19 protein-coding genes are annotated in these 14,410 nt (G+C 32.8%); 15 read left to right on the top strand and 4 right to left on the bottom strand.

Features of this window, described 5'->3' with window-relative positions; translation table 11 throughout:
* The first annotated feature begins 1 nt into the window (after window position 1).
* Genes HW275_RS11390 through HW275_RS11365 form a run of 6 tightly spaced genes read left to right on the top strand, consistent with a single transcriptional unit; the run spans window position 2 to window position 4,595 of the window.
* Entirely contained in the window at window positions 2-1,096 is a 1,095-nt protein-coding gene (locus HW275_RS11390; protein WP_178936666.1) for a hydrolase, read from the top strand.
* Entirely contained in the window at window positions 1,056-1,463 is a 408-nt protein-coding gene (locus HW275_RS11385) for a DUF2577 domain-containing protein (RefSeq protein ID WP_178936665.1), read from the top strand. Before HW275_RS11390 ends, HW275_RS11385 begins: the two co-directional genes overlap by 41 nt.
* Window positions 1,460-1,876 (top strand): DUF2634 domain-containing protein, encoded by a 417-nt coding sequence (locus HW275_RS11380; RefSeq protein ID WP_178936664.1) that lies wholly within the window; start codon window positions 1,460-1,462, stop codon window positions 1,874-1,876. Before HW275_RS11385 ends, HW275_RS11380 begins: the two co-directional genes overlap by 4 nt.
* Before the next feature lie 14 nt (window positions 1,877-1,890).
* Window positions 1,891-2,976, top strand: coding sequence for a baseplate J/gp47 family protein (locus HW275_RS11375; RefSeq protein ID WP_178936663.1), 1,086 nt, complete (start codon window positions 1,891-1,893; stop codon window positions 2,974-2,976).
* Complete coding sequence (locus tag HW275_RS11370) at window positions 2,973-3,596, top strand: putative phage tail protein (protein WP_178936662.1); 624 nt, start codon at window positions 2,973-2,975, stop codon at window positions 3,594-3,596. Before HW275_RS11375 ends, HW275_RS11370 begins: the two co-directional genes overlap by 4 nt.
* A gap of 3 nt (window positions 3,597-3,599) precedes the next feature.
* On the top strand, window positions 3,600-4,595 hold the full coding sequence (locus HW275_RS11365; RefSeq protein ID WP_178936661.1) for a hypothetical protein: 996 nt from the start codon (window positions 3,600-3,602) through the stop codon (window positions 4,593-4,595).
* Here HW275_RS11365 and HW275_RS11360 read toward each other — a convergent pair.
* Window positions 4,592-4,801 (bottom strand): hypothetical protein, encoded by a 210-nt coding sequence (locus HW275_RS11360; protein WP_178936660.1) that lies wholly within the window; start codon window positions 4,799-4,801, stop codon window positions 4,592-4,594. The genes HW275_RS11365 and HW275_RS11360 overlap by 4 nt on opposite strands.
* Before the next feature lie 176 nt (window positions 4,802-4,977).
* Here HW275_RS11360 and HW275_RS11355 point away from each other — a divergent pair, with 176 nt between their 5' ends.
* From HW275_RS11355 to HW275_RS11330, 6 genes are read left to right on the top strand one after another with little or no spacing between them, the layout of a single operon-like run.
* On the top strand, window positions 4,978-5,685 hold the full coding sequence (locus tag HW275_RS11355; protein WP_178936659.1) for a hypothetical protein: 708 nt from the start codon (window positions 4,978-4,980) through the stop codon (window positions 5,683-5,685).
* Window positions 5,686-5,736: 51 nt separating this feature from the next.
* Window positions 5,737-6,222 carry a cytoplasmic protein gene (locus HW275_RS11350; protein ID WP_178936658.1) on the top strand — a complete coding sequence of 162 codons (486 nt, stop codon included), beginning with the start codon at window positions 5,737-5,739 and terminating at the stop codon, window positions 6,220-6,222.
* Entirely contained in the window at window positions 6,223-6,648 is a 426-nt protein-coding gene (locus HW275_RS11345) for a M15 family metallopeptidase (protein ID WP_178936657.1), read from the top strand.
* A gap of 16 nt (window positions 6,649-6,664) precedes the next feature.
* A complete protein-coding gene (locus HW275_RS11340) occupies window positions 6,665-6,982 on the top strand; it encodes a hypothetical protein (protein WP_178936656.1) in 318 nt (105 codons plus the stop codon).
* 12 nt (window positions 6,983-6,994) lie between these two features.
* A complete protein-coding gene (locus HW275_RS11335) occupies window positions 6,995-7,366 on the top strand; it encodes a hypothetical protein (protein ID WP_178936655.1) in 372 nt (123 codons plus the stop codon).
* Window positions 7,344-7,667: a hypothetical protein gene (locus tag HW275_RS11330; RefSeq protein ID WP_178936654.1), complete on the top strand. Its 324-nt coding sequence runs from the start codon at window positions 7,344-7,346 to the stop codon at window positions 7,665-7,667. Before HW275_RS11335 ends, HW275_RS11330 begins: the two co-directional genes overlap by 23 nt.
* Window positions 7,668-8,010: 343 nt before the next feature.
* Here the strand turns inward: HW275_RS11330 and HW275_RS11325 are convergent, their stop codons facing one another.
* From HW275_RS11325 to HW275_RS11315, 3 genes are read right to left on the bottom strand one after another with little or no spacing between them, the layout of a single operon-like run.
* The gene (locus HW275_RS11325) at window positions 8,011-8,772 is read right to left on the bottom strand and encodes a YARHG domain-containing protein (protein ID WP_178936653.1); all 762 of its coding nucleotides are present in this window, start codon (window positions 8,770-8,772) and stop codon (window positions 8,011-8,013) included.
* 11 nt (window positions 8,773-8,783) lie between these two features.
* Window positions 8,784-9,563 (bottom strand): hypothetical protein, encoded by a 780-nt coding sequence (locus HW275_RS11320; protein WP_178936652.1) that lies wholly within the window; start codon window positions 9,561-9,563, stop codon window positions 8,784-8,786.
* Between the two features lie 28 nt (window positions 9,564-9,591).
* Window positions 9,592-9,804 carry a hypothetical protein gene (locus HW275_RS11315; RefSeq protein ID WP_178936651.1) on the bottom strand — a complete coding sequence of 71 codons (213 nt, stop codon included), beginning with the start codon at window positions 9,802-9,804 and terminating at the stop codon, window positions 9,592-9,594.
* Window positions 9,805-10,417: 613 nt separating this feature from the next.
* Between HW275_RS11315 and HW275_RS11310 the strand changes: the two genes are divergently transcribed.
* The 3 genes from HW275_RS11310 (at window position 10,418) to HW275_RS11300 (ending at window position 14,384) form a co-directional block, all read left to right on the top strand.
* The gene (locus HW275_RS11310; protein WP_178936650.1) at window positions 10,418-11,632 is read left to right on the top strand and encodes a saccharopine dehydrogenase family protein; all 1,215 of its coding nucleotides are present in this window, start codon (window positions 10,418-10,420) and stop codon (window positions 11,630-11,632) included.
* 227 nt (window positions 11,633-11,859) lie between these two features.
* Window positions 11,860-12,900 carry a BMP family protein gene (locus HW275_RS11305; RefSeq protein WP_178936649.1) on the top strand — a complete coding sequence of 347 codons (1,041 nt, stop codon included), beginning with the start codon at window positions 11,860-11,862 and terminating at the stop codon, window positions 12,898-12,900.
* Window positions 12,901-13,079: 179 nt separating this feature from the next.
* Window positions 13,080-14,384 carry a thymidine phosphorylase gene (locus HW275_RS11300; protein ID WP_178936648.1) on the top strand — a complete coding sequence of 435 codons (1,305 nt, stop codon included), beginning with the start codon at window positions 13,080-13,082 and terminating at the stop codon, window positions 14,382-14,384.
* Window positions 14,385-14,410 lie beyond the last annotated feature (26 nt).

The following is a 14,410-nucleotide window of genomic DNA, read 5'->3' as shown; positions in this document are numbered from 1 at the left end:
AATGCTTGAGGACGTAAAAAATAAAATAAAATCCTTTATATCAAAGCCGAATGAAGAAAGCTATGACATGGAAAAGGATATTGAGTTGGTAGTAGCAAGCCAAAGCACCAAAACCATAATCTCGCCAGTTGTTACAGACAGTATTGAGCTGTCTTTAGAAAGAAAAGCTGCACCAGGGAAACTTACATTCAAAATGATTTTCGATGAAAAGGCTCAGGAAGGTGATCAGGTAAGTTTAAAGTATCGAGGCCAAAATGTATTCTTAGGCTATGTATTTACTAGAAAACTTGGGAAAAATAATATCGTGACAATAACAGCATATGATCAGCTGAGATATTTAAAAAGCAAAGCATACTATGTTTTCAAAGGTAAAAAAGCAAGTGAAATCGTGCAGATGATAGCGGCAGACTTTAAGCTCACGCTTGGAGAAATAGAAGACACAAAGCATGTATTCGAGAAAAGACGTGAGGACGGAACAACTTTAATTGACATGATTCAAGGGGCTTTGAGTGACACTTTGAGATTTACAAATAAGAGATATGTGATTTACGATGATTACGGGAAGTTGACTTTGAAGGAAACTGAAAGCCTTAAAATAAAAGATTTAATATTTGACAACACTTCAGGGAAAGACTTTGACTTTGAAAGTAGTATTGACAAAGAAACCTATAATCAGGTAGTCCTTGACTACGTAAATGATAAAGAGAAAAAACTTGAGAAATACCAGGTGTTCGACAGCGAAAATATTACTAAGTGGGGACTTTTACAGTATTTTGAGAAAGTGAACAGAAGCAATGCAACAGAAGCCGAAAGAAGAGAACGTGCGAATAAAATGCTTAAATACTATAATCAGAGAACCAAAACCTTGAAACTGAAAGGAATATTCGGTGATGTAAGGATTCGTGGAGGTTCTTCTTTTATTGTCTATATGGATGTTGCTGAGTTCAAGCTCGCAAATTATATGCTAGTTGACAAAGTTACGCATAAATTTGGATTCAAGGAATACTTTATGGATTTGGACTTGGAAGGAAAAATAGGTAAAGAGGAGGGGCACGATGGCGAAATTAGAACAAGCACTCAAGAAAATGATAAATAATGCAATTGAATACAATAAACCTTCTGAAATCTATGCGGGGAAAGTTGAAAGTGTTGCTCCGCTTACTATAAGGCTTGATATAAACGTACCTGTTCTCGAAGAAGATGAGCTTATTTTGACACATCTGGTAAAGGATTATCAAATCGACATCACTGTCGGGCATTCCACTGAAGAAATGGAAGTTGTCGAAGGCGCAATGACCGATATAAAAAAACATAAGCACGAGTACAAAGGGCGTAAGAAAATAACAGTTCATAATGGTTTAAAAGTTGGGGAAGGTGTGCTACTGATAAGACAGCAAGGAGGACAAAAATTTATTGTCCTTGACAGAATTGATGATCCACAAACAGAAGGTGAGTGGCTATGATACCCAAAATTAAAACGAGTGCGGATATAACCGTGAAAGAACAGCCAACGAAAACTTATAAAATGGAACTTTACAAAGGTAACTATATTTTAGGATTTGTTGACAGTCAAAAGGCTATGGAGCAGGCAATTTATAAAATAATACGCACAGAACGCTATAAATACATAATATATTCATGGAATTATGGAATTGAACTTGAGGATTTATTTGGCATGCCTGTTGAATATTGTGTCGTGGAACTGGAACGTAGAATTTCGGAAGCATTGTTACAGGATAACAGGATAACAGCGGTACATACTTTTGAGTTCGATACTGAAAGTGAGAGAGGTACAGTTCTGATTAAGAAATTTATTGCTGAAACAGTGTTTGGGAAAATTCAGATTGATAATGGGCTGGCAGTAACAATAATCTAAGGAAGGAGGATAATATGTTTGAAGTTGTGACTTATGAAAAAATAATGGGAAGAATGCTTGCAAGGATTCCGAACAGCTTGGATAAGCGGGAAGGCTCTGTAATATGGGACGCTTTGGCTCCAGCGGCAATGGAGCTGGAAAGCATGTATTTTGTGCTTCAGGATTTCATAAAGGAAACATTTGGAGATACAGCAAGTAGAGAAAACTTAATACGTAGAGCTTCTGAACGTGGAATATCTCCATACAAGGCAAGTAAGGCTATTTTAAAAGGTATTTTTGATATTGAGATACCTTTAGGGAGTCGTTTCAGTTTGGAAGACTTGAATTACACGGCAGTAAAATTTATCCAGCACAATACCGCTACAAATCTTTATGAATATGAACTGGAGTGTGAAAGTCCAGGAAGGATTGGGAATGCAAAAACTGGTAAAATAATACCAATTGACTATATAAGTAATCTAGGACGTGCTGAAATAACAGAACTTTTAATTCCAGGACAAGATGAAGAGGGAACAGAAGTACTCAGAAAAAGATACTTTGACAGTTTTAACATGAAGGCTTATGGTGGGAATATTTCTGATTACAAGTTAAAAGTGCATGAAATAGAAGGTGTCGGAGCTGTTAAGGTAACTCCAGTATGGAATGGAGGCAGAACTGTCTTATTAACAATACTGGATAGCGATTTCAATCAAGCGAGCACTACCTTAATTAAAAAAGTACAAGATATTATAGATCCAACAAAAGATGCACAAGGTTTGGGCGTTGCTCCGATAGGGCATGTTGTAACAGTTCAAGGAACAACAAAAGTTCCAGTAAATATCACAACTACTATTTCTTTTGAGCCTAACTTCTCGTGGTCGCTCGTAAAATTAAAAGTTGAGGAAGTAATAAAGAATTACTTGTTGGAGCTTAGAAAAACCTGGGCATTAAAAAATGAAAAAGTGAGTAATAATCTTGTTGTAAGAGTATCAAGGATAGAAGCAAAAATACTTGACGTAAATGGAATTTTAGATATTCAGAACACGACAATAAATGGGAGTTCTAATAATTTACAACTTACTGAATATGAAATTCCTGTATGGGGAGGTATTACAGTATGAGGTTTTTAGAAATCATAAACGTGAACTTGCTGGAATACCTGCCTAGTTTTATGCAGGAGTACAGGGAAATTAGACGGATAATGCAAAGTGAGGAACCCGAGTTTAAAATCTTGTGGAACTTATTTAAAAAGGTATTTAATAATCAGTTCATACAGTATTGTGATGAGGATGGGATAAGCAAGTTTGAGGGAATGCTGGGACTGCACAGATATGAAAATGACACGTTAGAGATTAGAATTTTTAGAGTTTTAACATACTGGAACGACCAAATTCCATATACGTGGCGTGTACTTGTAAACAGAATGGACCAGCTTTGCGGAGCAGGAAACTATGAACTGAGACCCAATTTTAACGCATATGAGCTTAGAATTACTACGAAGTTTGACGATGCGAAAAAATATGACGAACTGAACAGCATGCTAAAGACAATATTGCCTGCAAATTTAGGATTTAATAGTATTAATATACTCACTCCGAAAACTGAAAACAGGATATACATAACAAACGGGGTAATAAATTACATGAAATATGAAATAAGGGCAAAATTACCTGATGCGGTATTTAAAATATTTGCCACTTCAGGATTTATATACAGTAAAAAATATGTGATAGGAGGTTAAAAAATGGCAATTTTTAGAGATACGACAGTAACGGATAACGGTCGTTCGCTGATAGCAAATGCTCTTGGAAATAACAAGCAAATCAGTTTTACTAGAATGGTAACATCAAGTAAGGTGTACGGTGATACTACTGATGTATCAAAGCTCATAAATATTGACGAAATAAAGCAGACAGTCAATCTGTCGAGAGTAAGCCAGGAAGGTACTAAAGTAAGGCTGAATGCGATATTTACAAATGCGTCTGTTAACAGTGCATATAAAATAGAAACAATAGGACTGTACGGAAAAATAGACTCGGGGAACGAAATACTGTACAGTGTAACAAGAGCGTCAGAGGCTGATACAATGCCGGCAACAAACGGAATTAATCTGGCCACAGTCGAGATTGATTTGATTACTGAAATAAACAATTCAAATGGGGCGACAATGGCAATTAATCCATCTACTTTGGTCACATTGTCAACTTTACAGGATTATATCAAGCACGAAGAAAAAATGAACTGGATGGGTACAGACGGATATGGGGGATTATTGCAGGATGCGGGAATTAAAAAAGTAAGAATAGCGTACTATGATAAGGCAAATAAACAGATGGTTGTTCCGACTGTTGAAAATAATTTAACTTATTTTGAGGGGTCAAAATTTATTCCAATTTCGGACTATCAAAATGCAAAGAAATTGGAAAATTTACACACAATGGGAAATAATTATATTGAATTTCCAGATGGTCTAATAATCCAGTGGGGAGAAAACTATTTTGAAGGACTTTCAAGTACACCTGGGGCATCTATTACTAAAAATATTAATTTCCCAAAAACTTTTAAACAGAAATGTGTTAATGTCCAAATTTCAGGGATTTACAACTATTCAGATGAAAGTTTGGAAGTTACTTTTGTCTCGTCAAATATCACTAAAGAAAAATTCTTACTGCAAGTAATGCGACAACGTGGCGGCGGTGGCGAAAAAGCTGGATTTTTCTGGACTGCTATCGGGTATTAACTAATAGCAAAAGGAAAGCTAAAGCTGAAACTATATTTAATATTTGCTGTTATAGTTCCATCTCCGACGACTTTGACTTCTCCGTTTTTATTGACTGAAAATCTTTCAGCACGAAGATTATTCTGAATGATTGCTGCCGTACCTTCGAATGCTGAAATTGGAGAAACAGGAAGTTTGCAAATTGTAGTATTTCCGTTTGAACTCACGGGGGAAACGTCGTGAAAATGGAACATAGCGATTATTTCCTATAGTATACCCATTTGCATTTCCGTGATTCACGTTAGTTAAAGCTAAGTTCTTATATTCTGTAATTTTGAATAAATTTTCCAATTTACACAGATTAAGAGAACAAAAAAAATAAAAAATAATAAGGAGGTAAATTATGATAATAAATATATACGATAAAAATAATTTACAGGTTATCGCACATCCTGTTGCGACAAGCTTGGAAGATTTTAAAGATAGTCCTGTTTTATTTTATCCCGACTGGGATAGCACGAGGCATGTCTGCTCCAATACAGAATTTCAAAATCCGATTTTAGCTGCAGGAACCATCAGAGAAATGACAAAAGAAGAACTGTATGCCGTTGGGAAATATACCCTTGCAGATAATGAACTCATAGAAAATAATAAAATTAAAACGGTTGAACTATCTGAATGCGAGTATGTTGAAAATAACACTATCAAGTTAAATAGGGAAAAACGCATAGAACAGATAAAAAATGAACTCTATGAGTTAAGACTTGCATACGACGTAGCTCCGTTTGAATTTGAAGTAGGTGGCGTGAAATATTTGCAGAATAACAGGAGCATAGACCAGTCAAACTTAACTAGAATTGTCGTCATGTGTCAAGCAATGAAAAAGACAGAATTTGAGAACTGGAAATTTTACACTAAAGATAACACCGAAAAGTATGTTAATTTAACATTGCAGGATATGATGAAAATGGCAAATATAATGCAATTACATACTACTAAAGCTATGACAACGGAAACACTGTTATCTCATAATTTAGAGAATTTAACGGACGCAGAGTTGAAAGAGTATGACGCTAAAGACAGATATGAAAAAGCGTATAAAAATATGTAGATTAATCATGAGAAAGTCGCACGATTAATCACACGAATAAAGGAGGTATTTATGCTTGAAAAAAACAAACTTTATATCAGTTTCCATAAGCCCAAGAGACTGATAGGGCATTTGATAGCACTATGGACACTAGGTAAATATTCACACACTGAATTTATCTATGACGGACAGGTGTTCTTATCTAATCCTGGTGGAGTTAGAACAAGAAAATTTGAATATCAAAAAAACATGGATATTTATGAGCTGCCCAACAACGTAGAAGCTAAAGATGTCATAGAATTTTTTAAAACAGCACAAGGTAAAGGTTATGATTATCTTGGAATATTAGGGCAATTTTTCTATGCTGACAAGGTACAAGATGCTGACAAATATTTTTGCAGTGAATTTTGTTTAAATGCGATAGATTATGCCCTGCAATTTACATTGACTTATAAATGCAAATCTCTAAAAGACAGGGTTGGCTATCAGTTCAATCCCTCAAAATTATTTAAGTATTTAAAAGATATGGAATTAATAAAAGAAAAGGAAGTGATTTAAATGTATGTATTAAGTAAACTAAGTTTAAGCAGATTGGAAGGAGTACATCCCAAGCTTTCAGAACTGTTCAAAAGAGCGATAGTGGATAGCCCTCATGACTTTATGCTAGTTCAAGGATTGAGAACCGCGGAATATCAGAGGGAGCTGTATAGGCAAGGAAGGACAAAACCTGGAAAAATTGTAACAAACTGTGATGGTTATAGAGCTAAGTCAAATCATCAAGCTAAGAGTGACGGTTACGGACATGCGGTTGATTTTGCAATTTATGATCCGACAATTCCGGGAAAAATTGATTGGGATAACGAGAAGAAATACCGGGAAGTTGCAGATCATTTAAAAGCTGTTGCAGAGAAAATGGAAATAAATATCGAATGGGGCGGAGACTGGAAAAAATTTAAAGATTATCCGCACATTGAAATAAGATAAAAAGGAGACGATAAAAATGGATAAACAATTACAAGTAATTTTAATAGGAATGCTGGTAGATTTTACAAGAAAAGAAGTTTTAGAAAAGGAAATAATCTTTGGGGCTAAAAAAGGAATAGAAAAACTGGAAGCTGTTAAAAACAACTTTTTTGGAAAGTTTAAGGACTTTGTAAAAAAGGCACAGGATATAAACAATCCATATATCCCTGATGACATTGAGAAATTTACCGAAGATTTATTACTAAAAGGTGCTGAAGCACTTGAAAAAACTGTAAATGTGGATGAAATAATACACAAAATACTTGGGGAAGAAAAAACAGCAATAGGGATATAAGGAGCATAATTAATGATAGAGGATTTAAAAGTAATAATAGACAATCACGGACTTTTCCTGATACTATTTTTTAGTGGTGTGCTATTTGGAGTAGTGGCACAAAAAATTGTGGACAATAAACCTGTAAAACCGTATTTAAAAAGATTTGTTGTAGCAGGAATGACTATGTCAATTACACTATCTTTAAATAAAGTTATCGGGCATTTTAAAGCGGGATATTTATATCCCTTTAGTCCGTTATTTGGTTTTTTTGGAGAAGCAATTATTGAGACGATAAACAAAAAAAGATATGGCATAAGCACAGGATTTTTGGAACTTCTGCTGGAAAAGCTCGGTTTTGTCAAGAAGAGGGATGATAAAGATGAAAATATATCACAGAAGTAGGAAATTTGTAATCATAATGTTTGCACTGATATTTCTAAATTCCGTAATCACACTGAAATTAAGAGGTTATCAAAGAAGGCAGAATTTAAACCTATTGCGGAGCAAGCTGAAAAACGAAAGCAACAAAGAAATATTTGATTCCATAGAGGAGAAGTCGAAGACAGAAGATTTAATACTTCTGATAGGTACAAATTTTATTGCTTTAATGATAACTGTTGGATTCGACAGATTCGGAGTGTTTGAGGAAAGCGATGAAACTATAAAGGAAAACAAGAAAAAACTTGTGAAATTATTTTTATAAATTTTTGGGTAGCCAAATTAATAGCTACCCTGTTTTTTTTGCTTCCCATTTAAATAAATTGCTGTAATTATTTTCTAGTAGTATACAAATAGTATACGAAATATTTATTTTCTATTTTATGAAGCCTGATTTTATGGTGCTAAAATTATATAAAAATTAAAATCAATTAAATAAAAAATCCTTTATGCCAAAAGTCAACATATACGTAAATGTATAATTGTTAAAATTTGAAAAAAGGGTGGGAGTATTGGAAATAAAGAGTTTTTGAATAATAATATTAAGAAAATTTAAATAAAAAATACTCAAACAGTGATGTGATTTATTGCCTGAGTATTTCTTAAATTTAGTCAATTCCCTCATATTTCTTTAGTTTAAGTACGAATTCTTTATCATAGTCGTTTAATTGAATTTCTGATTGATCTTCAATTGTTGGTGAGTACCAAGACTTGTTTTCAAAATATGTTCTCATTTCTCCACCTTTTTTAAACGCAAACCCTCTTTCTGCAAACATCATATTTCGTAAAATTTTCAATTGATATTTACTATATTTATTAAATGCAGATTCATTTCCATTATCCATAACTTCATGTTTTAAATTATTTAAATCTTCTAAATCTAAATCATTTGTATTTTTATTTGTTGATAAAGTTGAATCAGAATTTTCAGAGGTATTTTGATTTTCGTATTCAGAAGGATTTGAAGTTGCTTGTTCTGTTGTATCTGTTTCTTTTTTAGGTGCAGTAATAGTTCCGTCAGAATTATAACAAGCAGCTTCATTAATAATCTTTAATTGCTGTGCATATAGCATCCCTGCTATAAGTGGTATAGAATTACCATTCGTTACTGCATCGGGTGAAGTCAGTAATGCTTCTAATAAAACATCTTTTTGAGAGCAAGTTATTTTTGGTGTTCCATCTTCATTTAGTAAATCTTGTTGATTAACTTGATCTTTATTAGTTTTTAGAAAATTTCTTAATCTGTTAGTATATTCTGATAATTCATTTTCAGACAATCCTAGAGATTTTTTTTCGTTTTGTGTTTCGGATTGAGTACCGCAACCTGTCAGTATTAATAAAACTGTAAATATAAAAAATATTGTTTTCATAAAAATCTCCCTTAAATAAATTTTATATTATATTTTTTAGACAATATTTCTTGAATAATTGTAGCATTAATAAGATTAATTGTATCGCATTTTGTTGATGTTGAAGCAAATTGCCACTGTGGTTCAAAACTTTGTCCTGCCTGTCTTATATCACCTCTACCATTAGTCACATAGGCTTTTTTTCTTGTAGTTACATTAATAGCATCTCCATATTGTAACTGTATAATTTCATCAGCTAATCCACCCCAAAACTTAGTTCTTGTGAAATTTAATTTATCATTGCTGATTTGTTCAAATAAATATGGAGAAGTAATAATTTTTTCTAAATCATTGTTGTAATGTTCAAATACATAATTTTTAAATTGTTCTTTTATAATGTTAAATACGTTAATGAAATCTTTTTCCAATAATTCGTCATCAAAAATAATTGATTCTGATAAAGTATTCAAATTATTTGAAATATTATTTAATTCATTTTCATTGTATGCTGAAAATGGTTTTTTCAAATATAAAATTTTTACTTTTTGCCCTAATTCGCCTTTAATTCCTAAAACTCTATCAAAAGAAATATTTTTCAAATCTTTTCCTTCCGAAATAACAAATCCTGTTGTATAAACAATTACTTTACTTTTTTTGGTTAATAAATAAATTCCATAAGCGAGCATTAATATACCGATAAAAGAATAAATTCCTCCTCCAAATAATGCTATTGTTCCAAATCCAACAAATGTCCAAGCACCTTTTGATTTCATTCCACTTTTTTCAAATCTAAAAATTTCTTTTTCTTGCATAATTTTTTCCTCCTAAAATTTTTATTGTTTAGTTACTAATTAAATTCAAACAATGGTTTGTTATTTTTTCGGCTTCATCGTTAAGTCTCTTGTATTCAGCTTCATCTTCTGAATCATAGGCTCTCATAATTTGTTGCCGATAACTATTTATTGTTTTGTCACAATCTTCTTCAGATGTTGGGTAAGTTATTGTATGTACTTGAGATTTGGACAAATAACGTTGATAACGACTATACAGCAATCCAGCTCCTATTCCAATAATCAACGCTATTATTGCAATTAAAATTTTTTTAGTCATAATAATCTATTTCAAAACTTAAACTATATTTCGAAAAGTTTTGTTTTACCTCCCTTCTTCAAAAAATGTTATTGAAATTAAAAATGTACAAATTATTTTTTCTAAGTGTATTCATATAATCAAAACTTGATAAATAATGAGCAAATTCTTAATTTTTACTTTTTCAACAAAGAATTTTGAACAGATAATTATTGAGTATTTGAATTAAATATCGGTGTTTTATTTATATAAAATATTAGAAAATAAATAATTATAAATTTAATGTGATATAATACTTTTATAAGTATACCACCCATTTTTTTTTTTTGCTTATATAAAGGTTAATTTGAGATTAATTTTTATAATTATTGATACATTAATACCTAAAAATTTTAAATAAAATAATTTTTTTAATATTATGAGATTGTAAAAAAGTAAAAAAAAGTAATTTACAGAATAAAAATTTTACAGTATAATATGGGCAAAGAAAAACGGAGGAATATTATTGGAAATAACTGGTTAGGAAAGTTTTGAAATAATATTTATGAGAATAAGTTTATATTGAGGAGGAAAATTAATGGGAAAAAAAGCGTTAGTAATCGGAGCTGGAGGAGTGTCAAATGTAGTCTGCCATAAATGTGCACAAAATTCAGAAGTATTTAGTTCAATTATGATAGCCAGCCGTAGAAAAGTAAAATGTGATGAAATCAGGGAAAGAATTGAAAAAAGCAAGTATGCTGGAAGAATTGAGATTCAGACTGCACAGGTTGATGCTAATAATGTGCCTGAACTGGTGGCGTTGATTAATGAATACAAGCCTGATATTGTGATAAATGTGGCTTTACCATATCAAGACTTGACAATTATGGATGCTTGTTTAGAAACTAAGACTGATTATTTGGATACAGCGAATTATGAACCTTTGGACACAGCGAAATTTGAGTACAAATGGCAATGGGCTTATAAGGAAAAATTTGAAAAGGCTGGAATTACAGCTATTTTAGGAAGTGGTTTTGATCCAGGTGTTACTGGAGTATTTTCAGCGTATGCACAAAAGCATTATTTTGATGAAATAAATTACATTGACATTCTTGATGCAAATGCAGGGGATCACGGTTACCCGTTTGCAACAAACTTTAATCCTGAAATTAATATTAGGGAAGTTACGGCTAATGGAAGTTACTGGGAAGACGGAAAATGGGTGGAAACAAAGCCGATGGAAATCAAGAGGGTGTATAATTTCCCACAAATTGGTGAAAAAGATATGTACTTGCTGCACCACGAAGAATTGGAATCACTTGCATTAAATATTAAAGGGATTAAAAGAATTAGATTCTTTATGACTTTTGGGCAAAGTTACCTTACTCATTTAAAAGTGCTTGAAAATGTTGGAATGACTTCGATTGAGCCAATAGAATTTGAAGGAAAGCAAATTGTACCATTGCAATTTTTAACAGCGGTATTGCCTGATCCAGCTTCACTTGGGCCTAGAACAAAAGGTAAGACAAATATCGGAAATATTTTCAGAGGTAAAAAAGACGGCGTGGAAAAAACTTATTATGTGTATAATGTGTGCGATCATCAGGAATGCTACAAGGAAGTCAGCTCACAGGCGATTTCCTACACAACAGGAGTACCCGCAATGATTGGAGCCGCAATGGTGCTTACTGGAGAATGGAAAAAACCGGGAGTATTCAATGTGGAGGAAATGAATCCAGATCCATTTATGGATGCGCTTAATAAATTTGGACTGCCTTGGGTTGAGGACTTCAATCCGACGTTGGTTGACTAGTTGAAGAATTTGGGTTAATTTGCTGTTAAAGCGTTTTTAGCAATATAGAAATTAAATTTTTAGTAAAATAATGTTTTGAAAAAATCAGACTATTGGATGACGTGGAATTTGATAGTTTGATTTTTTTATAAAAAATTTTAAAAAAATTATGAAAATACTATTTTAAAATTGAAAAAAATAGGGTATAATTAAAAGTAGAAAATATAAAAATTTTTTAGGAGGAGAAAATGAAAAAGATTGTAACAATTTTTAGTGTAATTTTTGCACTGATGTTAGTTGTAGCTTGTGGAAATAAACCAGCTACTGGTGAACAAGTGAAAGATGGTAAAACATCTGCAGATGCGGCAAATTCTAAGAAAGCTGTCGCAGTAGTGTATTCTACTGGTGGAAAAGGTGACAAATCGTTTAATGATGCAACTTTCAGAGGACTAGAAAAAGCTCAGAAGGAATTGGGAATCACTTTTAAAGAGTACGAGCCAAAAGATCCGTCGACTGAAGCAAAAAATGCCTTGACGCAATTTGCTGAATCTGGAGAATTTGACTTGATTATTGCAGTTGGATACAGCATGAAAGATTCGCTAGTCGCAGTCGCTAAGACTTTCCCTGATCAAAAATTTGCGATAATTGATGAAACTGTAGAGGGTTTACCAAATGTTGCCTCTATTTTGTTTAAGGAACACGAAGGATCATTCTTGGTAGGAGCATTGGCTGGAATGATGGACAAAACAGGAACTATTGGATTTGTGGGTGCAAATGAAACTGAACTGATTAAGAGATTCTATGCAGGATATGAACAAGGTGCGAAATATGTAAAACCTGATATAAAAGTTTTGCCTGTTTATATCGGAGGGAATAATTCATTCAATGATCAAGCATCGGCTAAAGCTAAAACTGAAACATTAATTCAACAAGGTGCAGATGTTATTTACCATGCCGCTGGGGCAAGCGGACTAGGAGTTTTCCAGGCAGTTAAGGAAAAAAATGTTTATGGAATTGGAGTAGATTCTAACCAGGACAACTTATATCCAGGAATAATTTTGACATCTATGGTGAAATATGTCGATAACGCAGTATTTGACATTATAAAATCTGTTGTAGATGGAAAATTTGAACCAAAAATACAAACTTTTGGAATCAAGGAAAACGGATTAGGAACTACAAACTTTGAATTTACAAAAGATAAAATTGGTGAAGAAAACATCAAACGTCTTGAACAAATCAAACAGGATATTAAAGATGGAAAAATTCAAGTAAAATCTACATTATAGCTACAAGCATTTTTCAAAGTTCAGAATGTAAAATTTAGAGTGTAAAAATTTGCTGAAATAAGTTACTTGAATGCTAAATGCAGTGATAGATGGTTGTTTAAGAGTGGAAATTGGCTGATTCCATTCTTTTGCAACCTTTTTGTCTTTTTATTTTTAAAATTTTTAGGAGATGATTTTTTATGAGAATAGTTGATATAATCCAAAAAAAACGTGATAACGAAAAGCTTTCTGACAAGGAACTGGAGTTTTTATTAAATGAATATTTAGCTGGAAATGCACCTGATTATCAGATGTCAGCATTTCTTATGGCAGTTTATTTCAATGATATGGCACAGGACGAATTGCTGAAATTTACAATGCTGATGAGGGATTCTGGTGATGTTATAAAGTTTGATGAAATAAATAGGTTTTTAGTGGATAAGCATAGTACTGGTGGAGTTGGGGACAAGGTTACTGCTGTACTTTCTCCAATTTTGTCTGCACTTGGAATGGGGAATGTGAAGCTGTCTGGAAAAGGGCTTGGACATACTGGAGGAACAATTGATAAATTTGAGTCAATTAAAGGATTTAAATTTTCGACTACAAAAGAAGAACTTGTAAAAATTGCCAATAAAACTGGAATAGGGCTTATGGGCTACAGCGACAACATTGTCCCTCTTGATAAAAAGTTGTATTCCTTACGTGACGTAACAGCAACTGTACCAAGCATACCACTAATTGCAAGCAGTATTATGAGTAAAAAATTAGCAATCTATTCGGATGTTATAATTCTTGATGTAAAGGTTGGGGATGGAGCCTTTATGAAGGATTTGGAGCAGGCTAAAAAGCTGTCAGAAAGAATGATTGAGATTGGGAAAGGCGCTGAGAGAAAGGTTAAGGTTGTGCTTAGCAATATGGATGAGCCGCTGGGATATTCAATCGGAAATGCAAATGAAATCACTGAAGCAATTGAGTTTTTGAAAGGGAACTGTGCAGATGACTTGAAGGAAGTTGTTTATACAATTGCAAGCCTTGCCTTGAAGGAAAAAGGGGACGTAAAGGACTTTGATGAGGCTAAGAGCAAAATTGATGAAGTAATAAACAATGGAAGCGCATTGAAAATTTTAGGTGAGTTTATTGAAGCAAGTGGCGGAAATAAAGAACTTATCAATAACTATGATTTATTGCCAAAAGCCAAATCTGTAATGGAAGTTTTTTCTGAAAAGGAAGGATATGTAAAAAAAATAAAGACAGAGGAAATTGGAAAAGCCGCAATGATTATAGGTGCTGGACGTGCTAAAAAGGAAGATAAAGTTGATCATGCAGTTGGAATAAATATTTTTAGAAAAGTTGGAGAAAAAACAGGAAAAAATGAAAAAATAGCGGAAATTTATTACAATGATGACAAAAATGTTCAAGAATCCAAAAATATGATTTTGGATGCATTTGTGATAACGCCAGAAGAAGTCGAAAAACCAAGGGCGATTTTAGAAATAATAGAATAGTTTTAAGTCTTATAAGTGCATTTGAT

It is taken from the genome of Leptotrichia sp. oral taxon 223 (assembly GCF_013394795.1).
Classification (GTDB): Bacteria; Fusobacteriota; Fusobacteriia; order Fusobacteriales; family Leptotrichiaceae; genus Leptotrichia.
The sequence above is the reverse complement of the archived record's forward strand: the minus strand, read 5'-3'. Positions and strand labels throughout refer to the sequence as shown.

Bases quoted from the DNA above. Each gene is read 5' to 3' on its own strand.
- HW275_RS11390 (WP_178936666.1), top strand. From the start codon at position 2: ATGCTTGAGGACGTAAAAAATAAAATAAAATCCTTTATATCAAAGCCG.
- HW275_RS11385 (WP_178936665.1), top strand. From the start codon at position 1,056: ATGGCGAAATTAGAACAAGCACTCAAGAAAATGATAAATAATGCAATT.
- HW275_RS11380 (WP_178936664.1), top strand. From the start codon at position 1,460: ATGATACCCAAAATTAAAACGAGTGCGGATATAACCGTGAAAGAACAG.
- HW275_RS11375 (WP_178936663.1), top strand. From the start codon at position 1,891: ATGTTTGAAGTTGTGACTTATGAAAAAATAATGGGAAGAATGCTTGCA.
- HW275_RS11370 (WP_178936662.1), top strand. From the start codon at position 2,973: ATGAGGTTTTTAGAAATCATAAACGTGAACTTGCTGGAATACCTGCCT.
- HW275_RS11365 (WP_178936661.1), top strand. From the start codon at position 3,600: ATGGCAATTTTTAGAGATACGACAGTAACGGATAACGGTCGTTCGCTG.
- HW275_RS11355 (WP_178936659.1), top strand. From the start codon at position 4,978: ATGATAATAAATATATACGATAAAAATAATTTACAGGTTATCGCACAT.
- HW275_RS11350 (WP_178936658.1), top strand. From the start codon at position 5,737: ATGCTTGAAAAAAACAAACTTTATATCAGTTTCCATAAGCCCAAGAGA.
- HW275_RS11345 (WP_178936657.1), top strand. From the start codon at position 6,223: ATGTATGTATTAAGTAAACTAAGTTTAAGCAGATTGGAAGGAGTACAT.
- HW275_RS11340 (WP_178936656.1), top strand. From the start codon at position 6,665: ATGGATAAACAATTACAAGTAATTTTAATAGGAATGCTGGTAGATTTT.
- HW275_RS11335 (WP_178936655.1), top strand. From the start codon at position 6,995: ATGATAGAGGATTTAAAAGTAATAATAGACAATCACGGACTTTTCCTG.
- HW275_RS11330 (WP_178936654.1), top strand. From the start codon at position 7,344: ATGAAAATATATCACAGAAGTAGGAAATTTGTAATCATAATGTTTGCA.
- HW275_RS11325 (WP_178936653.1), bottom strand. From the start codon at position 8,772: ATGAAAACAATATTTTTTATATTTACAGTTTTATTAATACTGACAGGT.
- HW275_RS11320 (WP_178936652.1), bottom strand. From the start codon at position 9,563: ATGCAAGAAAAAGAAATTTTTAGATTTGAAAAAAGTGGAATGAAATCA.
- HW275_RS11310 (WP_178936650.1), top strand. From the start codon at position 10,418: ATGGGAAAAAAAGCGTTAGTAATCGGAGCTGGAGGAGTGTCAAATGTA.
- HW275_RS11305 (WP_178936649.1), top strand. From the start codon at position 11,860: ATGAAAAAGATTGTAACAATTTTTAGTGTAATTTTTGCACTGATGTTA.
- HW275_RS11300 (WP_178936648.1), top strand. From the start codon at position 13,080: ATGAGAATAGTTGATATAATCCAAAAAAAACGTGATAACGAAAAGCTT.